This is a genomic window from Senegalia massiliensis (genome assembly GCF_009911265.1).
GTDB lineage: Bacteria > Bacillota > Clostridia > Tissierellales > SIT17 > Anaeromonas > Anaeromonas massiliensis_A.
This window is the reverse complement of record NZ_QXXA01000010.1, coordinates 159,618-183,085: the sequence shown is the minus strand read 5'-3', so window position 1 is coordinate 183,085 and position 23,468 is coordinate 159,618. Positions and strand designations below refer to the sequence as shown.

General features: G+C 28.2%; 23 protein-coding genes and 1 pseudogene. 6 read left to right on the top strand and 18 right to left on the bottom strand.

Annotated features, from left to right (window positions below; genetic code table 11):
- Positions 1-84: 84 nt before the first annotated feature.
- The 9 genes from D3Z33_RS10245 to D3Z33_RS10205 all read right to left on the bottom strand — a co-directional run bounded on the left by D3Z33_RS10245 (position 85) and on the right by D3Z33_RS10205 (position 9,102).
- Positions 85-939, bottom strand: coding sequence for an SDR family oxidoreductase (locus D3Z33_RS10245; protein WP_160197664.1), 855 nt, complete (start codon positions 937-939; stop codon positions 85-87).
- A gap of 24 nt (positions 940-963) precedes the next feature.
- Positions 964-2,196, bottom strand: a complete 1,233-nt coding sequence (locus D3Z33_RS10240) for an enolase C-terminal domain-like protein (protein ID WP_160197663.1) — start codon at positions 2,194-2,196, stop codon at positions 964-966.
- Positions 2,196-3,212 (bottom strand): zinc-binding alcohol dehydrogenase family protein, encoded by a 1,017-nt coding sequence (locus tag D3Z33_RS10235; RefSeq protein ID WP_160197662.1) that lies wholly within the window; start codon positions 3,210-3,212, stop codon positions 2,196-2,198. The genes D3Z33_RS10240 and D3Z33_RS10235 overlap by 1 nt, the downstream gene beginning before the upstream one ends.
- A gap of 21 nt (positions 3,213-3,233) precedes the next feature.
- Complete coding sequence (locus D3Z33_RS10230) at positions 3,234-4,508, bottom strand: TRAP transporter large permease (protein WP_160197661.1); 1,275 nt, start codon at positions 4,506-4,508, stop codon at positions 3,234-3,236.
- Entirely contained in the window at positions 4,505-4,990 is a 486-nt protein-coding gene (locus tag D3Z33_RS10225; protein ID WP_160197660.1) for a TRAP transporter small permease, read from the bottom strand. The genes D3Z33_RS10230 and D3Z33_RS10225 overlap by 4 nt, the downstream gene beginning before the upstream one ends.
- Positions 4,991-5,090: 100 nt before the next feature.
- Positions 5,091-6,098: a DctP family TRAP transporter solute-binding subunit gene (locus D3Z33_RS10220; RefSeq protein ID WP_201750498.1), complete on the bottom strand. Its 1,008-nt coding sequence runs from the start codon at positions 6,096-6,098 to the stop codon at positions 5,091-5,093.
- Between the two features lie 24 nt (positions 6,099-6,122).
- Positions 6,123-7,163: a mannonate dehydratase gene (gene uxuA / locus D3Z33_RS10215; protein ID WP_160197659.1), complete on the bottom strand. Its 1,041-nt coding sequence runs from the start codon at positions 7,161-7,163 to the stop codon at positions 6,123-6,125.
- Between the two features lie 149 nt (positions 7,164-7,312).
- Complete coding sequence (locus tag D3Z33_RS10210; RefSeq protein WP_160197658.1) at positions 7,313-7,996, bottom strand: GntR family transcriptional regulator; 684 nt, start codon at positions 7,994-7,996, stop codon at positions 7,313-7,315.
- A gap of 128 nt (positions 7,997-8,124) precedes the next feature.
- A complete protein-coding gene (locus tag D3Z33_RS10205) occupies positions 8,125-9,102 on the bottom strand; it encodes a tagatose 1,6-diphosphate aldolase (RefSeq protein WP_160197657.1) in 978 nt (325 codons plus the stop codon).
- Between the two features lie 191 nt (positions 9,103-9,293).
- Here D3Z33_RS10205 and D3Z33_RS10200 point away from each other — a divergent pair, with 191 nt between their 5' ends.
- Genes D3Z33_RS10200 through trpA form a run of 5 tightly spaced genes read left to right on the top strand, consistent with a single transcriptional unit; the run spans position 9,294 to position 14,148 of the window.
- A complete protein-coding gene (locus D3Z33_RS10200) occupies positions 9,294-11,423 on the top strand; it encodes a BglG family transcription antiterminator (RefSeq protein WP_160197656.1) in 2,130 nt (709 codons plus the stop codon).
- A complete protein-coding gene (locus D3Z33_RS10195; RefSeq protein ID WP_160197655.1) occupies positions 11,420-11,863 on the top strand; it encodes a PTS sugar transporter subunit IIA in 444 nt (147 codons plus the stop codon). The genes D3Z33_RS10200 and D3Z33_RS10195 overlap by 4 nt, the downstream gene beginning before the upstream one ends.
- Before the next feature lie 13 nt (positions 11,864-11,876).
- Positions 11,877-12,158 carry a PTS sugar transporter subunit IIB gene (locus tag D3Z33_RS10190; RefSeq protein WP_160197654.1) on the top strand — a complete coding sequence of 94 codons (282 nt, stop codon included), beginning with the start codon at positions 11,877-11,879 and terminating at the stop codon, positions 12,156-12,158.
- Between the two features lie 21 nt (positions 12,159-12,179).
- Positions 12,180-13,454, top strand: a complete 1,275-nt coding sequence (locus tag D3Z33_RS10185; protein ID WP_160197653.1) for a PTS ascorbate transporter subunit IIC — start codon at positions 12,180-12,182, stop codon at positions 13,452-13,454.
- Positions 13,444-14,148 carry a tryptophan synthase subunit alpha gene (trpA, locus tag D3Z33_RS10180; RefSeq protein WP_160197652.1) on the top strand — a complete coding sequence of 235 codons (705 nt, stop codon included), beginning with the start codon at positions 13,444-13,446 and terminating at the stop codon, positions 14,146-14,148. Before D3Z33_RS10185 ends, trpA begins: the two co-directional genes overlap by 11 nt.
- A gap of 95 nt (positions 14,149-14,243) precedes the next feature.
- On the opposite strand, the gene D3Z33_RS10175 is transcribed toward trpA, so the two are convergent.
- Positions 14,244-14,810, bottom strand: coding sequence for a hypothetical protein (locus D3Z33_RS10175; RefSeq protein ID WP_243153476.1), 567 nt, complete (start codon positions 14,808-14,810; stop codon positions 14,244-14,246).
- A 27-nt stretch (positions 14,811-14,837) separates the two neighbouring features.
- Positions 14,838-15,053 (bottom strand): annotated as a pseudogene (locus D3Z33_RS17175) (MerR family transcriptional regulator); the annotation flags it as partial.
- Positions 15,054-15,138: 85 nt separating this feature from the next.
- On the opposite strand from D3Z33_RS17175, the gene D3Z33_RS10170 reads away from it, so the two are divergent.
- The gene (locus D3Z33_RS10170; RefSeq protein ID WP_160197650.1) at positions 15,139-15,741 is read left to right on the top strand and encodes a flavodoxin family protein; all 603 of its coding nucleotides are present in this window, start codon (positions 15,139-15,141) and stop codon (positions 15,739-15,741) included.
- A gap of 150 nt (positions 15,742-15,891) precedes the next feature.
- On the opposite strand, the gene D3Z33_RS10165 is transcribed toward D3Z33_RS10170, so the two are convergent.
- From D3Z33_RS10165 to D3Z33_RS10135, 7 genes are all read right to left on the bottom strand, one after another.
- Entirely contained in the window at positions 15,892-16,917 is a 1,026-nt protein-coding gene (locus tag D3Z33_RS10165) for a sugar kinase (protein WP_160197649.1), read from the bottom strand.
- Positions 16,918-16,928: 11 nt separating this feature from the next.
- Entirely contained in the window at positions 16,929-17,573 is a 645-nt protein-coding gene (locus D3Z33_RS10160) for a bifunctional 4-hydroxy-2-oxoglutarate aldolase/2-dehydro-3-deoxy-phosphogluconate aldolase (RefSeq protein WP_160197648.1), read from the bottom strand.
- A 216-nt stretch (positions 17,574-17,789) separates the two neighbouring features.
- Positions 17,790-18,551, bottom strand: a complete 762-nt coding sequence (locus D3Z33_RS10155) for an IclR family transcriptional regulator (RefSeq protein ID WP_160197647.1) — start codon at positions 18,549-18,551, stop codon at positions 17,790-17,792.
- Between the two features lie 77 nt (positions 18,552-18,628).
- Complete coding sequence (locus D3Z33_RS10150) at positions 18,629-21,343, bottom strand: bifunctional diguanylate cyclase/phosphodiesterase (RefSeq protein WP_160197646.1); 2,715 nt, start codon at positions 21,341-21,343, stop codon at positions 18,629-18,631.
- A gap of 125 nt (positions 21,344-21,468) precedes the next feature.
- Positions 21,469-21,897 (bottom strand): 3-hydroxyacyl-ACP dehydratase FabZ, encoded by a 429-nt coding sequence (fabZ, locus tag D3Z33_RS10145; protein WP_160197645.1) that lies wholly within the window; start codon positions 21,895-21,897, stop codon positions 21,469-21,471.
- A gap of 99 nt (positions 21,898-21,996) precedes the next feature.
- On the bottom strand, positions 21,997-22,785 hold the full coding sequence (locus D3Z33_RS10140) for a tyrosine-protein phosphatase (RefSeq protein WP_160197644.1): 789 nt from the start codon (positions 22,783-22,785) through the stop codon (positions 21,997-21,999).
- Positions 22,782-23,468, bottom strand: coding sequence for a CpsD/CapB family tyrosine-protein kinase (locus tag D3Z33_RS10135; RefSeq protein WP_160197643.1), 687 nt, complete (start codon positions 23,466-23,468; stop codon positions 22,782-22,784). The genes D3Z33_RS10140 and D3Z33_RS10135 overlap by 4 nt, the downstream gene beginning before the upstream one ends.

The following is a 23,468-nucleotide window of genomic DNA, read 5'->3' as shown; positions in this document are numbered from 1 at the left end:
ATACCCTATTGATTTAGCTATAATAACAAAAGACCTATTGCATAATTAAAATTATACCATAAGTCTTTTGTATATATACTATATCTAAACTCCTGAATATGCTTGAAAACCACCATCTACTGGTATTACTGTTCCATTTACAAAACCTGAAGCTTTACTATCTGCTAGCCATAACAATGTTCCTATTAAATCTTCTGGATCTCCAAATCTGTCCATTGGAGTTTGGCTTATTATTTTGTTTGCTCTTTCAGTATAACTTCCATCTTCATTAGTAAGTAACGTTCTATTTTGCTCTGTTAAGAAGAATCCTGGAGCAATTGCATTTACTCTTATTCCTACTTTAGCAAAATGTACAGCCAACCAATTAGTAAAGTTGCTAACTGCTGCTTTAGCTCCTCCATATGCTACTACCCTAGTCATAGGTGTAAATCCAGCCATTGATGAAATATTTATTATAGTTGGATCTTCTTTTTCTAACATGTCTTTTGCAAAAACTTGTGTTGGAAGTAATGTTCCAAGAAAGTTTAAATTAAATACAAATTGTAATCCTTCATATTCTAAATCAAAAAAAGTAGTTATTTCTTCTTTAGTATCTAAATCTTTAATTTCAAAATGATCCTTAGTAGTACCTCCTTTAGGGTGATTTCCACCAGCTGCATTTACTAAGATATCTACTGTGCCAAATTCTTTATTTATAATTTTTCTAGCTTTTTTTAAACTATCTAAGCTTAAAACATCTCCAGATATTGCAATAGCTTTTCCACCATCTTGAACTATTTCACTAACAACTTTATCTGCCTTTGATTTAGTTCTATTTAATACTGCTACTTTAGCTCCTGCTTCTGCAAGTGAACGACAAAAATAACTTCCTAATACTCCTCCTCCACCAGTTACAAGTGCTACTTTTCCCTTTAAATCTACACTTAATGGTAAGCTCATTTAAAACACCTTCCTCTAATATACCTATTTTACTTTATTTTCATCTGCCCATTTATCTTCTGTATTTGGTAATAATGGATACCAATCTTTTCTATATGGATCTCTATCATATGGATATCCACCTAATTTTTTATAAAGATCAGCATATTTTTCTAACTTTTCTCGATCTAATTCAACGCCTAATCCTGGCTTTGTAGGAACTTTTATTTTTCCATCTACATACTCCATCTTACCACCAATTATAATATCGTCTTGCAATTGGTGATAATGTGCATCTATAGCAAATGGCATATTAGGTAGTACTGCTCCTAAATGTAGCATAGTTGCTAATTGAATTCCTAATTCACCTGATGAATGTACTGCTACACCATATTGAAATGCCTCACAAATATTTGCAGCCTTTATACAAGGTCTAATCCCCCCCCAAAATGTTGTATCTAATAATATCACATCAACTGCAGGATTAAGTATATTTTGTGATAACTGCTCAAAATTAACTACTACAGTATTAGTAGCAAGTGAAAGATAAGTTTTTTCTCTAACTTTTCTCATCCCATTTAATCCCCAGGTAGGATCTTCCAGATAATCATTGTTTAATCCTTCAATCGCTTTAGCAAATTTAACACTTTGCTCTACACTAAGTATTGCATTAGGATCATATCTTAAATTATCTTTAGGAAACCTTTCAGCTAATTTTTTATATACCTTAAGTTCATAATCAGGATGAAATACTCCACCTTTAAGTTTATGACTAGTAAACCCATATTTCTTTTTTAAATCCCTTACATGTTCAATTACTTGTTCTATAGTTCTAACTTCTCCTTGACCTGTTTCTTCATTAGGATATCTAAAGAAAACATAACTTGCAAAAGAAACTTCATCTCTAATTTTACCTCCAAGCAATTGATATGCAGGTACACCTAATTTTTTACCTATAATATCTATACATGCAAACTCTATAGCTGCTAATAACTGAGTTCTATTATTATATAAACTTGCTGTAGGATTAGCAATTTTCCATTTTAATTCCTCTAAGCAAAATGGATCATGTCCTACTAAATAAGACTTAAGTGCTTCAAATGCTATTTCTGCACTTTCACCACCACCACCCATTTCACCAAGACCTATTATTCCTTCATCAGTTTCAACCTCTACTATAGTTCTAACAAACCTTCCCCAATGCACACCATTACTGTGGCGTAATGGTGCTTCTAATGGAACAGTAACTGTAGTAGCTTTAATATCAGTTATCTTCATTAGAACGTCACTACTACTTTATTTGTTTTTGTGTTAGGATCTTCTATTGCTTTTATTGCTTCTTTTATATCTTTGAAATCAAATTTATGTGTAAGTAAATATTCGGGATTCAATATTCCTTTATTAAATAAATCTATAACTTCAGGGAATTTATCTGTTTCAAGTCTAGATCCCACTATGGTTAATTCTTTTTTAGTTATTAAAACTTGAGGTATATTTGATGTTTCTTCAGAAAATCCTAATACTACTACTCTACCCGCAGGAGATGTAACTTCTACACATTGTTCAAATGTTCTAGGAAGACAAGCCGTATCAATTGTTACATTTGCTCCCATATTGTTTGTTATTTTAAGTGTTTCTTTTACTATATCCTTATATGTTACATTTACTATATAGTCTGCTCCTAATTCTTTAGCTAGTCCTAATTTTTCATCATTAATATCTGATACAATACATATTGCACCTTTATACTTTGAATACTGTAATATTCCAAGTCCAATAGGACCTGCTCCCATTATTAAAACATAATCTCCCTTTTTAACATTTCCTCTCCACGTACTTTGAGCTGCTATAGTAAAAGGTTCCACCATTGAAGCCTTTTCCCATTCTATTGAATTATCTATTTTATGCACCTTTTTACGAGGTACAACTATATATTCTTGCATACCACCATCTTTGTGAACACCCAACACTTTAAGACTTTCACATACATTAGATCTTCCACTTTTGCAAGCATAACATTTACCACAAAATTGTATAGGCTCAATTACTACTTTATCTCCTATATTTAAATCAGATACTTTACTTCCCATTTCTTTTACTTCTCCACTAAATTCATGACCTATTATTCTAGGATAAGTTGCCATAGGATTAGTTCCATGATAAATATGCATATCTGATCCACATATTCCTACCGCTTTTACTTTTATTAATACTTGATGATTTTCTTTTATTTCAGGCATATCTTTTTCAATAATATCAATTTTTCCAGGCTCTGATACTTGTATTGCTTTCATTCTATCCTCTCCTTATATTTATTAATCTAATAAGCTTGGTAAATATAAACTGATTTCTGGAATAAAACTTACTAATAATAAAACTATTATACTAACAGCTAAAAATGGTAATACTGCTTTTGATGCTTTTGCAATTGAAACCTTACCGATACTTGAAGCCACAAACAAACAAACTCCAACTGGAGGTGTAGTAAGTCCAATACTTAAGTTCAATACACTCATTACACCAAATTGAATAGGATCTAAACCTACACTTGTTGCAACAGGAAGTAATACTGGAAATAATATAACAAGAGCTGCTATAGTTTCCATAAATGTTCCAACAAAAAGCCATAATAAGTTTATTAAAAGTATTATTATAATTTTGTTGCTTGAAATTGAAAGTATTAGATCAGCTATAAGTTGTGGTATTTGCTCACTTGCTAATATCCATGCAAAAAGATTAGCAAATCCAACTAATATCATTATAGATGCAGTCATTTGAACTGAATCTGTTATTACTCTTGGTAAATCTTTAAATTTAAGCTCTTTATATATAAACTTACCTATAAATATAGAATATATTACGGCAGCAATTGAAGCTTCTGTAGGAGTAAAAACTCCACTTAATATACCAAATAATATTAATAATGTTACAGTTATAGCCCAAAATGCTCCAGTAAAGCTTTTCCATACATATTTAAAAGAATTTCTTTTGCCTTTTGGATGATGTCTTTTTACAGAAATTATATACGATACAAACATAAGTCCAAGGCCTAATAATAACCCAGGTAATGCTCCAGCTAAAAATAATTTTCCAACCGATACTCCTGTAAGAGTTCCTGCAACTATCATAGGTAAACTTGGTGGTATTACAGGCCCTACAGTAGATGAAGATGCAGTTACAGCAGTAGCAAATTCTGGTTCATAACCTTCTTCTTCCATAGCTGGTATCAGTATAGCTCCAAGGCTTGCAGTATCAGCAAGTCCAGTACCTGATATGCCTGCAAAGATCATTGATGCAGCTATATTAGCAAGAGAAAGTCCACCTCTTATAAACCCTAAAAGCGCATTTGCAAATTTTATAATTCGCTTAGTAATCCCACCAGAATTCATTAAATTTCCTGCAAGTATAAATCCTGGTATACTAAGAAGTACAAAGGAATCTATTCCTACATATAATTTTTGTGAGATAATAGTTAATGGTATATCTTCTATAAATAAGTATAGTAATGAAGAAAGACCTAATGAAAATGCTACAGGTACTCCTATAAATATTAAAACTATAAAAGATACAAACAATATTAAAGCCATCATACTATATCATCCCTCCTTATTAAAAATCTAATTTTATTTATTACATTTATTACTCCATAAAGTACAATTAATGCTGATGTCATAGTAATACTAAAATATGCTACTGACATAGGTATTCCAAGTGTTGCAGATGTTTGATTAGAACCAATTTGTAAAAATTCTATAGAATTAACAAACACTATAATAAAAAGCCCTACTGCTGCAATTTCTATTATAGCTTCTAAAATATATCTTGATTTTTTCGGCAATTTTTCAAGAAGTATGTCAACATTTATATATTCTTGATTCTTCATAGCAAGTGGTGCTCCAAAAGCAACTGAATATATAAATAAAAATCGAGATAATTCTTCAGTCCATACAAATGTTACATTTGATAATAAAAATCTACTCACTATCTGAAGTACTACAGTAACTAATAAAGCTGTAAAGGATAAAAATGTTCCTACCCTTAAAGTTTTTGCAATAAAATCTTTGATTTTCATCTTTTCACCTCTTAATATAACAAATTTCGACAACCATACAAAAATATAAATAGGATACCCACTTGCCATTTCGGATATCCTATTTAATTATATTTAAATACTATTTTTGCTCCTCAAGTATTCTATTATATAAATCTAATTGTTCTTCATTTAAAGATTTTTCTATTGCTGGTTTCATAGCTTCTTTAAATGCTTCCTTATCTACATTAGAGTTTATTTTCATTCCTTTTTCTTGAAGCTCTTTTTTATACTTTGAAATTTCTTCTTCAAATAAATTATCAGCAAATTCTTGTGCTTCTTGTCCTGCTTCCATTACAGCGTCTTGTAATTCAGGTGTTAATGATTCAAATTGCTTTTTACCTACTAATACATATACCCAACCATTTACGTGTTCTGTTTCATTTACATACTCTTGTACTTCATTGAAATTTGCAGAGTGTATTAAGTCATATGGATTTTCTTGACCATCTATAACATTTTGTTGTAATGCAGTAAATACTTCACTAAAAGCCATAACTTGTGGATTTGCTCCTGCAGCTTCCCATGCATCTACAAATAATGGTACATTAGGAACTCTCATTTTAAATCCATCTAAATCTTCTGGAGACTTTATTTCTTTGTTAGAAGTTAGATTTCTAGGTGCTCTTACATGGTAATACACTGGCTTAAGCCCTACTTTTTCCTCTATTTGCTCATTTATTTCTTTTCCTAAATCTCCATCTATTATATTTCTCATACTTTCAGTATCATTAAAAGCGTAAGGTACAGCCATTAGAGCAGATTTTGATGCCCAATTTTGCATTGATTCTCCGGCAACTACCATATCTGCTGTTCCTGATTGAATCATATTTATATTGTCAACTTCATTCCCTAATTGTTCATTTGGAAAAACTTTTACTTTTATTTGACCATCTGTTTTTTCTTCTAATACTTCTGCAAACTTAAGTGCAGTTTTATTCCATATATGTTCTTCATTACCTAAATGTCCTAATTTCCATTCAATTTTCTCACCTTTTTCACTTGATGAATCGTCAGAGCATCCTATTAATGCAGTACTTAGTAATACTAATATTAAACCTATTGATAAAATTTGAAATCCCTTTTTCACTATTTTTCCTCCTCATTATATATATTAATTTTTAAATATAGCTTCAAGAAGTCCATTTATATATGTAGCCCCTAAAGCTCTATCAAATAATCCATATCCAGCTCTTCCCTCTTCTCCCCAAATCATTCTACCATGATCTGGTCTTATAGGTCCATCAAATCCACCATCTACAGCTGATTTCAATATGCTATACATATCTAAAGAACCTTCTGATGATAAATGTGCTACTTCGTAGAAATTTTTATTTTTATCATGTTTTACATTTCTAAAATGAAGAAAATTAAGTCTATCTTTTTTAGAAAAATATTCTATGATTTCTGACATATTATTATTTGGATCTGAACCAAGGGAACCTGTACAAATTGCAAGTCCATTACTTGGACTATCGATAATGTTAACTAGTCTTTTTAAATTTTGTTTGTTAGTTACAATTCTAGGAAGACCAAATATAGACCAAGGTGGATCGTCAGGATGAATTGCAAGTTTTACATCTGATTTTTCCGCTACAGGCACTACAGATTTCAAAAAATACTCTAAATTTCTCCAAAGTCCTTCTTCTGATAAATCCTCATATTTTTGTAAAAGTTCTTTTAATTGCTTTTGTTCATAATTAGTTGCCCAACCAGGTAAATCTAACTCTCCTTTTACTGGATCCATTTCTAAAACCTTTTTATGTTCATAAATCAAGTTTATAGAACCATCTTCCATTTTGTTATCAATTGAAGACCTTGTCCAATCAAATACTGGCATGAAATTATAAGTTACAATTCCTATTCCAGCTTTCCCTAAGTTTTTAATAGTCTCTTTATAATTTTTAATGTACTTATCGCGAGTTGAAAGTCCCAACTTTATATCTTCATGTACTGGAACAGATTCAATTGCAATTAACTCTAAATTATGCTTTTCTACTTCTTTTTTCAAAGCTATTATCTTATCCATAGGCCATATTTCCCCTATAGGAACATCGTAAATAGCTGTTATAATACCTTTCATTCCAGGTATCTGTCTGATTTTCTCTAATGTCACTGGGTCATCTAACCCATACCATCTAAATGATAATTTCAACCACATTTCTCCTTTCAGGAAATCGTTTTTAAACGTTCCAAAAAAATTTATTTGCAATTATTTAAGTAACCCTTCTAAAAGTATACTACCATACAAGTATATCAGTGTCAATGATTAAAATAAAAAATAGTTAAGATATTTAATCTTAACTACTTAAAATATTGTGGAAATAGCTCTTTTAATTGTTCTTGCTCTTTTAATAATTTTTTCAAATGAACATTAATTGTCTTTTGAGCATTTTCATTATCTTTTTCTCTTATTGCTTTTAATAATTTTTCATGTTGTTCAATAACTTTATACCAATTTTCATCAGCTATAAAACTCAAAAGTCTTACTCTCTTATATTGAGTATTTACTTGTTCAATAATATCCCATGTTCTCTCTTTGTTACAAGCCTTAAATATTATTTTATGAAATTCCTCATCAAATTCTAAAAACTTACCATAATCTTTGTTTTTTATAAGTTCTTTTTCAATCTGAAGATTTTCTTCCAATTCTCTCATTGCATCATCTGGAAAGCTTTTAGTTGCAATTTTAAGTACTGCAGTTTCTAAACTTTCTCTTATAAATCTTGCTTCTTCTACTTGTTCTAAATCTATCAATGATATATATGTACCTCTTTGAGGTAATATATATAAAACACCTTCTCTTGATAATTTAATAAAAGCTTCCCTTACAGGAGTTCTACTCACTTCAAATATAGTTGAAATTTCCTTCTCACTAATTCTTTCACCTGGTTTGATATTAAGATTTATAATATTTTTTTTAAGCATTTCATATACATATTCGCCTACAGATAATCCATTTTTATTTTCTATTAATTCCAATTCCATATATCCACTTCCCTAAATTAATTATATATTAGAAAATATATACAATTAATATTACCATACTAGTGCTCTAGTTTCAACTAAAAAAACCTATGGTTTCCCATAAGTTTTTTGAAAGTACCAATATTTTATTACATTAAATCAGCTATTGGTGTAGCATGATTTTTAAGTATTGTATCTAAATCTACTACATTGATTTTGCCTGTTGTCTGAAGCCAAATTTTTGCCTGCTCTTCACCTTGATCTGTAAATATTTCTACACTATCTTTCCATGTAGCCCTACCACATAATACTCCATTAAATTTAGAGCCTGATTCTCCTGCAAGTATTAAAGTCTTTTTGAAAAGATCAATAGTAACTCCAGCACTTAAAAAGATAAAAGGTAGATTTGTTGCTTCACTTTGAGCTTTAAAATACTCTTTTGCTTCTTGTTTAGTATGAACATATTCTGAATCAGAATACCCTTCAACAAAATTCATATTTACTGGTACTTCTACTTTCAATACATCAACATTATATCTTTCATTTGAAAATTCTCTCATTGATTCTATTACCTTTTCAGGTTTAATTTTTGCATATTCTGTTCCCTTTACATCTTTTATATATTTATCATATGTTACTATTTCTAAGAAAAATGGAATATCTTCACCTATACATTCAGAACCAACTCTCTCTACAAATGCTTTTTTTATATCATTTATATGTTCTCCTTCATCTTTATCATAATATAAAAGAATTTTTATTGCATCTACTCCATTTTCTTTTAATCTTTTAACAGAATAATTGGGTAAAAGATCAGGCAACCTTCCTTCTTCTGATGCATCATATCCTGTTTCTTCATATGCCATTAAAAGACCTGTTTTATTATCTTTTGTATCTACTGCATCCCATCCATATTCTGGATCTAGTAAAATAGCTGATGCATAAGGAGTAAGTTCTTTAGATACACTCTTTTTGAACTTTTTAATAGTTTGTTCCACATTTCCACCAGTTTTTCCTAGCATCTTTTTTAGTGAACCTCTCTGATCTATAGCAAGTGCATTTATAATACCACTATTTGTAGTTAATTTCTTTAGATAATTCTTTTTATTTTTCGTTAAATTAGACATATTAGCATCTCCTTTTAACATTATATTTTGCTAAATATTTTACCCTTAAAAATAAATAGCAAACAACAGTATTTTTAATTTTGCCACATATAATTTGAAAATTTATCAAATATCCCTTTTATATTTTTTCTGGTATATTTAATATATGGAGATATACTAAGAATAATATTTAAGTCAGAAAGGAGCAAAAAATGTTAGATGAAAGAAAAAAAGAGATTATTAATATTTTAATTAATAATAAAAAATTTACAACAATAGAACAACTAGCTCAAAAATTGAAAACAAGTAATAGAACTATTAGATATGACTTAGATTCCATTGACATATGGTTAGATTCTAATGATTTTCCCATGTTAATAAGAATCCCTAGAAAAGGTATCAAGTTAAATATAGCTGGTGGAGAATTAAATCAATTAAGAAAACATTTTACTCATTCTAATTATTATCAATATGTACTATCTCCTGAAGAAAGAAAGGATGTTATATTACTTGAATTATTGAAGTCTAGTAATCCTTTAACATTTTCTATATTAGCTGAAAAAATGTTTGTAAGCATAACTACCATATACAATGATTTAAACTATGTTGAAGATTGGTTAAATAAATTTAATATCAAGATAATAAGAAAAACTGGGTTTGGTATGGTTATAGATGGTAAAGAAGAAGATAAAAGAAAAGCTATAGCAACATTATTGAAATCACTTGCGATCCCATATAATCGTCGTAAAGACACATCAAATAATTCTAAAAATTATATTGATTACCTTAAAGATTGGTTTCCAAGAATGGATTTTGAATATATAAAAAATATGCTATTTGAAGTTGAAGATTTATTGGAGATAAAATTTAGCTATGAAGGGTTTAATAGTCTTTTATTTCATATTGGATTAACAGTTGAAAGAATCTCATCTAACCAAGCTATTTCAATTAATAATCCAAAACTGAAAGAAATGATGAATAAAAGTGAATATATTGTAGCAAGTAAACTATCTCAAAAGCTATCTCAATATTATAATATTGAAATTCCAAAAGAAGAAATAGCATATATTACGCTTCATATTATTGCATCAAAATTAAGTGATGTAGAAGATAATGAAAAATATTTTGAGAAAAATAGTTTATTATCATTAGTAATAGATCAAATGATAGAAAGTGTTGAAACTGAGCTAAATATAGAAATAGAAAATACTAATAGGCTAAAAAGAGATTTATATATACATTTAAATCCAACTATTAATAGACTGATGTTTAATAAACCTCTACAAAATCCATTACTAACAGAAATAAAAAATAAATATAATGATATATTTTTAGCATCTAGCAAAGCTTCAGAATTTTTAGAACAAAATTTTGATATAAAAGTTACTGAGCATGAAATTGCTTATATAACAATGCATTTTGGAGCAGCTATAGAATCACAATCTATACATCCTAAAGAATATACAAAGGTATTATTAGTTTGTGCAAGTGGAATAGGAACTTCAAGATTATTATCTATAAAATTAAAATCTCATTTCAAAAATTTTAAAATAGTAAATATTCTTTCACATGAAAATATCAACAAGTACAAGGATAATATAGATTTTGATTTAATAATATCTACAATCCCAATTGAAAATGTAGATAAACCAGTAGCTCTAGTCAGCCCTTTACTTGATTCAAAAGATATAGATTTACTTTCATCTTATTTGAATTATAAAAGAAGCCATAAATATTTAAGTTATACAAGTAGTTCAATTGTTATTGACCTTATTAATATAATCTCTGAACATTGTGAAATAAAAAATATTCAAGGACTTCAATGGGATATATCAACTTTATTAAATAATGTAAATAGATTTATGGATTCACAAAATTCAAATAGTGAATCACAATTTGAATTACTTCCAAAAAAATTAATCCAAGTAAATATAGAAGCTAAGGATTGGATTAATGCTATAAAAAAAGCATCAATACCATTAATCCATTTCAAATATATAAAAGAAGAATACGTAGATAGTATTATAAAAAGGATAGAAAAATATGGACCATATATGGTAATTGCACCTGGTATTGCAATGCCACATTCAGCACCTGAAGATGGTGCACTAAAAACTGGTTTATCTATAACTAAGTTAAAAACACCAGTTAAGTTTAACCACAAGGTAAATGATCCTATTCATACAATAATTATGCTCAGTGCAACAGATAACTATAATCATATAGAAACTTTAACTAAAATATTAGAAATATTATCTGATAAAGTAAATTCCAATATTTTAGAGAACAGTCAAAGCACTGATATCATATATAAATTATTCAGTAGGGAGGTGAAACAATGATAAAAGATCTTTTTAGCAAAAATACAATTGCAACAAATTTAAATGTAGACACTTGGCAAGATGCAGTAAAAGCTGCTGGAAGTTTGATGCTAGAAGAAGGACTTATTGAAGAACAGTATATAGATTCAATGATAAATAAAGTTAAAGAACTAGGCCCTTATATAGTTATAGCTCCAGGAATTGCAATGCCTCATTCAAGACCTGAAGATGGTGTGAATAAAACAGGTATGTCACTTATAACTTTAGAAAAAGGAATAAATTTTGGACATGAAAAAAATGATCCCGTAACTCTTGTTATAGCTCTAGCAGCTAAAGATAATAAATCTCATATATCATCTTTAGCAGAGTTAATGGATGTATTAGGCAATCAAGAATTGTTAAATAAAATTCTTTCTAGTGATTCATCAGAAGAAATTTATGAACTTTTAAATAAAAATTAAAGGAGAGATAATTATGTTGAAAATATTAACAGTATGTGGAGCAGGTGTAGGAAGTAGTATGATGTTAAAAGTTTATACACAACAAATAATTAAAAATGAAAAATTAGATGCAAAAGTAGATGCAACAGATATAGGATCTATTGACCCTAATTCAGCAGACATTATAGTTACAACATCAGATTTTGCAGATGTATTAAGAAATACTAATGCACAAGTAGTAAAAATAGACAATCTAACAGATAAAGAATATCTAAAAACAGAATTACTAGCAGCAGTTGAAAAAATAAATAACTAAATATAAAAGGAGGAAATAAAAATGAAAGATATGTTTTTATACCTTGTTTCTAATGTATTAAGTGAACCTGCTTTTTTAATAGGGTTAGTTGCATTAATTGGACTATTAGTTCAAAAGAAAAGTTTTAGTGAAATAGTTGCAGGAACAGTAAAAACCATGGTAGGCTTTTTACTTATAACTACTGGAGCTCAAAGTATGGGTATGACTCTACTTCCAATACAACCTATGTTACAAAATATTTTTGGTATGGAAGCAAGTATTGCAGATATAAATAACGCAGTAGGAGCTAGTATGGCAGCATTTGGTGCTTCTGCAACACTTATATTTGCATTTGGATTTTTATTTAATGTACTATTAGCAAGATTTACTCGATTTAAATTTATACATTTATCAGCTCACGTTTCCTTTTTCTATGCGGGACTTATTGCTGCATTGTTATCAGTAGGAACTAATTTATCTACATTATGGGTTGTAATTATAGGTTCAATATTATTAGGATTATATTTGACACTTACATGTGCTTATATTTATCCATTAATGAAAAATATTCCTGGAGCAGAAGGATTCACTATAGGACATTCTAGTTCAATAGGCTGCTTTATATCTGCAAAAGTTGGTAAATTAGTAGGTAATAAAGATAAGAATTTAGAAGATATAAAATTACCTAAGTATTTATCCTTCTTAAGAGAAACTACAATAGCTTTAAGTGTAATAATGACTCTTATATTCCTTATAATATCACTTATAGCTGGTCCAAGCTTTGTAACTGAAAATGTAAGTGAAGGAAAAGATATAGTTGTATTCTCTATATTAAATGGTTTAATGTTTGGATTATGGATTACAGTTATTATAACAGGTGTACGTATGATGCTATCAGAAATAGTACCAGCATTCCATGGTATTTCTGATAAACTAGTTCCAAATGCAGTACCTGGACTTGATATTCCGCTATTATTTCCAAATCATCCTACATCAGTAATTGTTGGATTTATTACAAGTCTTATAGCAAGTTTAATAGGTATGGCTATACTTGGTGCTATTAAATATCCTGTTATTGTATTCCCAGCACTTATTCCTACATTCTTTACTGGTGCTGTAACAGCAATATTTGGTAACTCTACTGGTGGTAGACGTGGAGCTATAATAGGCTCATTTATAAATGGTTTAATACTAATATGGGGACAAGCCCTACTGCTTCCTTATATAGGTGATTATGAACCGCTTATGAGAGTATTATCAGAAACAGACTATACCTTCTTTGGTCCAATAATAGGGTGGATATTAAATGTATTCTAAAAAAAATTTATTAACCCTATACCTTACAGTAGGTTACCCAGATAAAGATACATTTTTTAAGTCTTTAGATATCATGGTAAAAGAAGGTATGGATATTTTAGAATTAGGAATACCAGTAGAAAACCCATCTTTAGATGGTAATACAGTATCAAACACACATAAAGTTTCACTAGAAAAAGGATTCAATGAAAAAGTATTAGATATATATTTAAAGAAAATAAAATCCCTTTATCCTGATCTTCCAATATTAATAATGAGTTATAAAGATGGTATAGAAAAATATAATTTATTAAATAAAACTAATTTATATGATGCAATATTAGCTCCTGATGAGTCATTACAATTAGATAATGTAAAAACTGTTCAGATTTTCAATGAAAAAATGAATAAAGAACAAATAAAGGATAAATTATCTATTACAAATTGCTTTGCATATGTTATGAGCGGAGTAGGAACTACAGGTACTAAAGGAGATCTTCCACAAGGATATATTCAAACAATGAAAAATATAAGGGAAATATCAGATATTCCTATTCAAATTGGATTTGGAATATATAGTGATAATCAAATAAAAGAAGTTCTATCTAAAGGTGCTAATGGTGTAATAATAGGTAGTGAAATAATACGTAAAATAGATGAAGGTTTAGATAGTTTAAGAAAGTATATGAAAAATATATCAAAAGCTAGAGAGTAACTCTCTAGCTTTTGATATATAAATTTAACATAAAATTAGGAGCAAATTAATCTGATACAGAACATATAAGGCTTTTTCTTTTCTGTGTAAAGTCACTAAATATTTTCATTTATCTGAATAGACACTTTGATAATATATTCTTGTGGCGAACAAACTGCCCAATCTCCAATTATAGTTTCAGTATAAAACCATTCATATAAAATAATATTATGCTTCTCCGCATATGAAAGAACTTTTTTATATGTTGTTTGCAAAGTGCTATAATCACCAGTGTGAAACGTCGTAAGATATTTTCCAGAAGGTTTTACTATCATGCTATTATCGCTTTTTAATGTTGTATGAATATAAAATCTAAGTGGTACAATATCTTTTACAGCATTGTCAGTCTTACTAATCATTCCATAAATATTAGGTAATAGCTTTTCTGCTGAAGTTTTAATTAGATTTCCAAACACATAGGTCATTTCAAAATCATTTATATTAAATATTTCGTCTGAACAAAATAAGTATTCCTCTTTTACTGATTCAATCAAAAAATCATTTCCACACAATAAAGCTTGTTCAATATTTCTTCTCTTAGAATGTATTCGTTGTTTTATAATTTTTAAACTGTTAATCTGAATATTTAACAGTTCTTCTTGATTATTATACAATTCGAGCATTTTTTGAGGAGAGCGTTCTGACAGATACCCTTTTATTTCAGTTAAGGACATGCCTATTGTCTTGAGCTGTCTGATTGTAAGGAATGTGTCATATTGAAGAATATTATAATAACGATATCCTTTTTTATCTGTGTAGTGTGGAGAAAATAAGCCAATGTTATAATAGTGAAAAAGGGTATGCTTACTTGTATTACATAACTTTGCAAACTCTCCAGTTGTTAAATACAGTTTATTTTTTTCCATAGTACTAAACTCCTTATTGACTGTTGGGTTACACTACACATTATACTATTATTAGACTCAAATGTCTATGAAAGGAGATTAAGTTATGAAAATAGTTAGCATATCAGGAAGCCCTAGAAAAAATGGAAATACAGCAAATATATTAAATACTATACAAAAATGTATTTCAAAAACCCACGAGATGGATATCTTATATTTAACGGACTACAACATTAATGGTTGTTTAGGTTGTTCTCAATGTCAGAGAATATTTGACAAGATTGGGTGTGTTCAAAAAGATGATACAATTATGTTACTAAACCACTTGATTAAAGCAGATATTATCCTTTATGGAACACCATTATATGGTCATTCTTATTCAGGTCAGCTTAAGGTATTTATGGATAGACATGTTGCTCTTTTTAAGTTTGTTTGTGGAGAAAATAAATCTGTAGATAAAATGAAAGTATTATCTTTTTTAGAAAATAAGCCAGTTGGACTGATTGTTTCTTGTCAAGGTCCCCAAAATAACAATACAGAATTAATTAAAACTCAATTTGAAAAATTTTGCGAGTCATCATTGGCTACATGTTTAGGAAAGTATGTGTTCCCTTTTTGTGATGCCCATTCTAATAATACAGAATATGCAAAGGAAACATTAACAACTATCATTGAAGATATTGAGAAAAATTTTCAGAAAAATAATTAATACCTAATTTACACTTTGTATCACATAATCATTTCAAAACAATTTTTGAGCCCATAATTGGATTTTTATTTACAATTTAATATAAAATTAGGAGCAGATTAATCTGCTCCATATATAATAAGGATATTAAATTGAATGCTTAATTTATATTTATCTTTGTACTCTTCCTGATGCATCTCCACCTACAAGTGTTTCTACTTCGTCTACAGTTACTAGGTTAAAATCACCTGATATAGTATGTTTCATAGAAGATGCTGCTACTGCAAATTCTAAAGCATCTTTAAATTCTTTACCAGTAATTAAACTATAAATAAGTCCACCAGCAAATGAATCTCCTCCACCTACTCTATCAACTATTCTTACATCATATTTTCTTGATCTATAGAACTCTTCTCCATCATATATGAGTGCTGACCATCCATTATCTGATGCAGAATAACTTTCTCTTAAGGTTGAAACCACATATTTAAATCCAAACTTCTCTTTCATTTGCTTAAATATACTTTTGTATCCTTCAAGCTCTAACTCACCTTTTGTTACATCTGTTTCACCTGGTTTAAATCCTAATGTCTTTTCAGCATCCTCTTCATTACCTATACATACATCAACATATTCCATAAGTTTTGTCATAGTTTCTTTTGCTTCTTCTTCTGTCCAAAGTTTTTTACGGTAATTTAAGTCTACACTTACTGTTACATTATGTTTTTTAGCAGCCTTTAATGCAGCTTCTGTAAGTTTAGCTGATTCTTTACTTAATGCAGGTGTTATTCCACTAAAATGGAACCATTCAGCATCTTTAAATATCTCATCAAAATCAAAATCTTCAATTGTAGCTTCTGCTATAGCAGAATTTGCTCTATCATATACTACTTTTGACGGCCTCATAGATGCTCCTGCTTCTAAATAATATATACCAACTCTATCTCCACCACGTGATATATAATCAGTATTTACTCCAAATCTCCTCAAATGATTTACTGCACTTTGTCCAATTGGATTATTTGGTAATTTAGATACAAAATATGGATCTAGTCCATAATTAGCCAGAGATACTGCTACATTTGCTTCTCCTCCACCATACGTTACATCAAAACTTTCTGATTGAACAAATCTTTTATATCCTGGAGTTGATAATCTTAACATTATTTCTCCCATAGTAACTACTTTTTTATTCATAACTTTACCTCCTACTTTCTAGCTTTTTTTACTTCTTCAACAAATTTTCTTGCCGTTTCTGTTACCTTTTCATAATTTCCTGTTTTAGCTCCACCTGTTAATTTGCTTCCAACACCTATAGCTACACATCCATTTTTAATCCACTCACCAGCATTATTTAAATCAACTCCACCAGTTGGCATAAGTACTGCTTGAGGTATAGGTCCTTTTACTGCTTTTATAAAACTTGGTCCAAATGCACTACCTGGGAAAACCTTTATTATATCTGCCCCAGCTTCCATTGCTTTTACCATTTCAGTAATTGTCATGCAACCTGGCATATATGGAACTTGATATCTATTACATAATTTTGCTGTATCCAAATCAAATGATGGGCTAACTATGTATTTTGCTCCAGCAAGTATTGCAATTCTAGCTGTTTCACTATCTAGAACTGTTCCTGCTCCTACTATTAATTCTTCGTTACTAAATTTATTATCTAAGCTTTCTATTACTTTATCTGCACCTGGTACAGTAAAAGTAATTTCTATTGCAGGAATTCCTCCATCAATACAAGCTTTTGCTATTTTTTCTGCTTTTTCAGAGTTTTCAGCTCTAACTACAGCTACAACTCCAACTTCTGAAATTCTATTTAATGTATTATATTTTTCTATCATATCTACACCCCTATCGTTTCACTTTGTAAACCTTAGTTTCATTATACAAAACTTTGTTTTGCATAGCAAAACTCAAAAATATTAGTATTTATTGATTACATTAATTTATATTCTTTTTACTCTCTTTTGCTCTTTTTTACTCTATATTTTAAATTTAAAATCTTAGTAGTTATAAATAATAAAGAGCAAAAGTATCTAATGGGATACTTTTGCTCTTTATTCTCTATAACCTAATTCCTCTGAAATCATTTTAGAATATTTCATTACATCTTGTGCTATTTTTTCTACCTTTTCTCTTGTAACTCTTGAAATAGGTCCTGAAATACTTATAGCTGCAATTGGTTCCTTTTTATGATTAAATATGGGGGCACCTATACATCTTACTCCTAACTCATTTTCCTCATCATCAATAGCATAATATTTTTTTCTTATTGTCTCTAATTCTTCCTTAAATTTATGGTAATCTGTAATAGTTTTTTCAGTATGTTTTTCTATATTACTATTTTCCCATATTTCATCTGATTTTTGTTCAGGTAAGAAAGCCATAATAGCTTTACCTACAGATGTAGAATATGCAGGACTTCTTTTACCAATATTTGAATGCATTCTTATTGTATTATAAGACTCTACTTTATCTATGTAGATTATATCTTGATTTTCTAAAAGTACTAAATGTACTACCTCATTTACTTGTTCCATAAGTTGCTCAATAAAAGGTCTTGCAACACTTAAAATATCTATATTTTCTACAGCTTTATTTCCTAATTCAAATAATTTAAATGTAATTTTATATTTATTATTATTTTTATCTTGCTTTACATATCCTTTATATATAAGTGTTGATAACAATCTGTATACTGTGCTTTTATGTAAATCAATCTTTGTACTTATTTCTGTAAGACCCAGCCCTCCTTCATAATCAGATAAAACTTCAAGTATAGATAAAGCTCTATCTATTGATTGTACTATGTTTTTCATTTTTATTCTCTCCTTAAACTTTAGTTCTAAAATTTATAATATCACAAAAGAATAAAATTAACACTAAATTTAATTAATCAAGTTAGAGGTAAATACTCTAAAAACTCATCTTTTGCAAGGGGCTTACTATAGTAATATCCTTGAATCAAATAACAACCTTTTCTTTTCAAATATTCTATTTGTTCTTCTGTCTCTACACCTTCTGCTATTACATCTAATTTTAACTTATATGAAATATTAGTAATTATATCTGCTATTTCTCCATCATCATTATTAGGATAGTCTTTTATAAAAGTCCTGTCTATTTTTAATTTGTTAATATTTAATTGCTTTATATAAGATAGAGAAGAATAACCAGTTCCAAAATCATCAATTGCTATTGTAAATCCTAATTTTCTAAGTTCATTTAATTTTTCATTTACTTGTTTTAAGCCTGATAGCAATAGGGATTCTGTAATTTCCAATTCAAAATAACTTGTATTAATCTTATTTTTTTCTATAGATTCTTTGATTCTTCTTAAGAAATTTTCATCATTAAATTGCATTGCTGAAATATTAATTGAAATTCTAAAATTTTTCCCTATTTTCTCTTTCAATGACTCATAATCCTTAAACACTCTTTCTATTACCCAATATCCTATTTCAACAATTTGACCAGTTCTTTCAGCTATTGGTATAAATACTGCTGGAGAAATAGGTCCTAACTTTTTAGTATTCCATCTTAAAAGTGCTTCAGCTCCTATAACATCACCTGTTTTAGAGTTCACTTGTGGTTGATAATTAATACTAAATTCTCCATATATTATAGCTTTATTTAACATTAATTTTATATCATATTCATTTTGGATATCTTCCTTAAGTTCCTTATCAAAATATAAATAATATTTTCCTTGAGTTTCAATTGCTTTGTCTAAAGCTATATTAGAATTTATTATAAGCTCATTTGCATTTTTACCATCATTAGGGTAACAAGATATTCCTACTTTTAAATCGAAATATAACTCTTTTTCTTTTACAAAGTAAGATAATTTACTTATACTTATAAGTTTTTTTATGAAATTATCAATTTCTTCCTTTGACTTTAATGAAGATATTCCAATAACAAATTTATTTTTAGATATATGTGCGATAAAATCTTTTTTATCTAATATAGTATTTATTCTCTTTATTAATATATCTAAAATATACTTTAAATTATCCTCTGAATTTAATACTATGCTATTATAATTTTCAATAGAAAAGTATATAACAAAAAATTTATCCTTATTCCTATAAATACTACTATCTATCAATTTGAATAATAAATTTTCATTTGGTAAATTTGTATCTATATTATAATCTTTCAATTTATCTATATATTCTTGTTCTTTTTTTAATTCAGTTAAATCTGTAAAAATACCTATATATTTCAAATCATCTTTTTTAAATTTATTCTTTATTTTATATATAGATAGATCTTTAGGATAAAGTATTCCATCTTTTCTTTTATCCCACAATTCACCTCTCCAATAATTTTTTCTATTTATACTTTTCCACATATCTTTATAAAACTCATTGGTTTGGCTACCTGATTTAAAATTACCAGGAGTAAATCCAATCACTTCTTCTTTGCTATAACCTGTTATTTTTTCATATGATTTATTTACATATGTAATTGTATTATTACTATCAGTTATTATTACCGCATCATTTGTATTCTTAGCAATATATTCAGTTATATTTAACTGTTCTTTATTTTTCTTAGAAAAATAAACTAATGTTATTATGAACAAAAATAATACTATTAAAAGAATCATCATCCATATTTGACCACTATTCATTCCAAATATAATATTATCCTTTACTATATTAAAATCATTTATATTAAATGATGAAATAGCTATCCAATAATTTTCATTAGTATTTTTATTCATTGATGAAAATTTATCTAGTTTCATAAAATAATAAACCATATCATCAGTTTCATATATACCTTCATCTTTTGAATTTATTTGATTCCACAAAGCCAAATTCTGAGTTGATAAATTATATTGTTTTCTAGTATCATACATAAATCCAAAAGTTTTATTATTATCTTTATTATGTAAGTAATATCCCTCTGAATTTAAAAGTGAATAATCCACAAAACTAAATTGTTTCTGATCAAAATACTTTTCAAATACATCTATTATTTCTCTTGCATCATAACTTATAACTAGAATCCCTTTATATTTGCCATCATTAGTAAATACAGGTGTAGATATTCTTATTAATGGTGTATAGGGTATTTGTAATTTCTCACCTTTCATTTTTAAATCCATTTTTGAAATATATATTTCACCATCTCTAAGATTTTTAGTATTTATATAGTAGTAACTATTAATTTTATTCTCTAACTTATCTTTTTCTATTAGTTTTGATTTATTATTTTCATTATCAACTCTTATAATTTCATCGCCTGTATCATTTAAAAATCTTATTTTTTCTATTTTATTTTTATTATTAGTTGCCCTTATGAACATCTTCTCTACAATATCTAAATTTTTAATATCATCATTTATGTAAGTATGTATTTCATCAGAGTTTTTGATCAACATCAAATCTTCATGCATTTCACTAAACATATCATTTATAAAAAAATTCATTATATTTGATTTTTGTATCTGTTCATTTATTATATATTGCTTTGTGTCTTCTGAACTTTTATTTTCATTATAATTAATCATAAAAATAAAAATAATTATTACAGGTATAGTTATAACTAGATATCTTTTAATGATATTTTTAAAATCATCGAAATTAATGACATCCATAAAGTCCCCCCTTTACTACTTATAATTTTCTGTCGATATATATCACAATTTGTATTCTCCCCATACTAAATATATCATATAATTAATATTAAAAAAAGACAGAACAAAGTCTGTCTTTTTAAATATTAATTATCAATTATTCCAAACATTAATGTTCCTTTACAAGCTATCTCTCCCTCTACCTTTGCTACAGCATTCGCTTTGCCTATTCCTCTTTTCATAGTAATCAGTTCCACTTCCATTTTTAAAGTATCTCCTGGTCTAACTTGTCTTTTAAATCTAATCTTATCTATACCAGTAAAAACTGCCAACTTATCTTTATTCTCTTTAAGGGTCATGACAGCAACTGCTCCTACTTGTGCCATAGCTTCGACTATTAAAACCCCTGGCATAAGTGGATTATTTGGAAAATGCCCCTGAAAAAAAGGTTCATTTATTGTTACATTTTTTATACCTATAGCTTTTTTTCCTTCTTCTAATTCTACTATCTTATCCACAAGTAAAAAAGGATATCTATGAGGAATTATTTTTTGTATTTCCATATTATCTAACATATTATCACTCCATATTAAGACTTGGTACTAATAATAGTTTATATCATTATATTACTAAAAACAACCGTTATTTATTCCATATCTTGAGGTTTAAGGATATTATTTTTTAAACATATTTTTAAGTATACTCTTAAAACCTTTTTTTTCTTTATATTCCATTGTCTCATTAGCTTCTATCTCTATATTATTAACTATCTTCATAGGATTATTCTCTATTAAATCTATTACCTTTTCTTTAGGTAATATTTTATTTAATACTTTTATTGCCTGTTTTGCTCTAGGTGGTCTTCTATTTAAAGAATGGGAATCAGTTCCTACAAAATGAATCATATTATGACTTACTAATATCTTTGAAGTCTTAGCAATATTTTCACCATAATATCCTATTAGTGAGCCTAAATTAACCTGCATAAGAGCACCTAATTCTATAAACCTTCTAAGTATATTAGGATTTTCCTTAACCTCTCTGTATCTTTCAGGATGAGCAATTATAGGGGTGATTCCCTTTAGTTTTAATTCATATATTATATCTTCTAAATATATAGGAATTTGAGCCATAGGCAGTTCCATAAGTAAATAGCTACTATTGCCTAATAGTGATATTTTTTCATCTTCAATTAAATCTATTATATTTGGTGATATATATACTTCATGACCAAGTAAGACTTTTATATCAATATTTCTTTGTGAAATCTCTTTGTTTAATTTATCTAATATTTCTTTATTGGATTTCTTATCATTATATCCTTCATTCTCAATATAATGAGATGTTGCAAATATATACTTTATACCTTCTTCAGCTGCTATTTTTGCCATTTCTATAGAAGTTTCCATGTCTTTTGCACCATCATCCACAAATGGAAGTATATGACTATGAATATCTATCATTTTGAATCTCCATAATATGATTGATAACTATATGCAGCATATCTACCTTCGTTCATAGGAATTTTATTTAATACTACTCCTAATATATTCCCTCCTACTTTAGTTATAAGCTCTTTTGCATGCTTTGATGCTTCAATATGAGCTTGTCCTGAACCGCAAACCAGTATTACGCCACCAACATATGTAGATATTATAGAAGCATCTGTTACTACTCCTACAGGAGGTGCATCTATTATAACCATATCATATATATTTTCCATAGATTCTATAAATTCTTTCATTCTATTTGAACCTAAAAGTTCAGAGGGATTTGGTGGTATAGGTCCAGATGGTAATACATCCAATTTAAAATCTTTTATATGAGTTGAAGCTAAGTCTTGTTCCATTCCTTCAGCTATTATATTTGTAACTCCTGCCCTATTTGATGTAGCAAAGTATTTATGCATTTGAGGCTTTCTAAAATCACAATCTATTAAAAGTATAGCTTTATTATCTTGAGCCATAGATACAGCTAAATTTACAGCTGTAGTACTTTTTCCTTCACCAGGTCCTGCACTTGTAACTACAATTGATTTTAATTTTTTATCAAAATTTGAAAACTGTATATTTGTTCTAAGCGTCCTATATGCCTCTGCTATAGGAGATTTTGGATCATAATGTGTTACTATTTTATATCTACTCAT

Bases quoted from the DNA above. Each gene is read 5' to 3' on its own strand.
- D3Z33_RS10245 (WP_160197664.1), bottom strand. From the start codon at position 939: ATGAGCTTACCATTAAGTGTAGATTTAAAGGGAAAAGTAGCACTTGTA.
- D3Z33_RS10240 (WP_160197663.1), bottom strand. From the start codon at position 2,196: ATGAAGATAACTGATATTAAAGCTACTACAGTTACTGTTCCATTAGAA.
- D3Z33_RS10235 (WP_160197662.1), bottom strand. From the start codon at position 3,212: ATGAAAGCAATACAAGTATCAGAGCCTGGAAAAATTGATATTATTGAA.
- D3Z33_RS10230 (WP_160197661.1), bottom strand. From the start codon at position 4,508: ATGATGGCTTTAATATTGTTTGTATCTTTTATAGTTTTAATATTTATA.
- D3Z33_RS10225 (WP_160197660.1), bottom strand. From the start codon at position 4,990: ATGAAAATCAAAGATTTTATTGCAAAAACTTTAAGGGTAGGAACATTT.
- D3Z33_RS10210 (WP_160197658.1), bottom strand. From the start codon at position 7,996: ATGGAATTGGAATTAATAGAAAATAAAAATGGATTATCTGTAGGCGAA.
- D3Z33_RS10205 (WP_160197657.1), bottom strand. From the start codon at position 9,102: ATGTCTAATTTAACGAAAAATAAAAAGAATTATCTAAAGAAATTAACT.
- D3Z33_RS10200 (WP_160197656.1), top strand. From the start codon at position 9,294: ATGTTAGATGAAAGAAAAAAAGAGATTATTAATATTTTAATTAATAAT.
- D3Z33_RS10195 (WP_160197655.1), top strand. From the start codon at position 11,420: ATGATAAAAGATCTTTTTAGCAAAAATACAATTGCAACAAATTTAAAT.
- D3Z33_RS10190 (WP_160197654.1), top strand. From the start codon at position 11,877: ATGTTGAAAATATTAACAGTATGTGGAGCAGGTGTAGGAAGTAGTATG.
- D3Z33_RS10185 (WP_160197653.1), top strand. From the start codon at position 12,180: ATGAAAGATATGTTTTTATACCTTGTTTCTAATGTATTAAGTGAACCT.
- trpA (WP_160197652.1), top strand. From the start codon at position 13,444: ATGTATTCTAAAAAAAATTTATTAACCCTATACCTTACAGTAGGTTAC.
- D3Z33_RS10175 (WP_243153476.1), bottom strand. From the start codon at position 14,810: ATGCTCGAATTGTATAATAATCAAGAAGAACTGTTAAATATTCAGATT.
- D3Z33_RS10170 (WP_160197650.1), top strand. From the start codon at position 15,139: ATGAAAATAGTTAGCATATCAGGAAGCCCTAGAAAAAATGGAAATACA.
- D3Z33_RS10165 (WP_160197649.1), bottom strand. From the start codon at position 16,917: ATGAATAAAAAAGTAGTTACTATGGGAGAAATAATGTTAAGATTATCA.
- D3Z33_RS10160 (WP_160197648.1), bottom strand. From the start codon at position 17,573: ATGATAGAAAAATATAATACATTAAATAGAATTTCAGAAGTTGGAGTT.
- D3Z33_RS10155 (WP_160197647.1), bottom strand. From the start codon at position 18,551: ATGAAAAACATAGTACAATCAATAGATAGAGCTTTATCTATACTTGAA.
- D3Z33_RS10150 (WP_160197646.1), bottom strand. From the start codon at position 21,343: ATGGATGTCATTAATTTCGATGATTTTAAAAATATCATTAAAAGATAT.
- fabZ (WP_160197645.1), bottom strand. From the start codon at position 21,897: ATGTTAGATAATATGGAAATACAAAAAATAATTCCTCATAGATATCCT.
- D3Z33_RS10140 (WP_160197644.1), bottom strand. From the start codon at position 22,785: ATGATAGATATTCATAGTCATATACTTCCATTTGTGGATGATGGTGCA.
- D3Z33_RS10135 (WP_160197643.1), bottom strand. From the start codon at position 23,468: ATGAGTAGATATAAAATAGTAACACATTATGATCCAAAATCTCCTATA.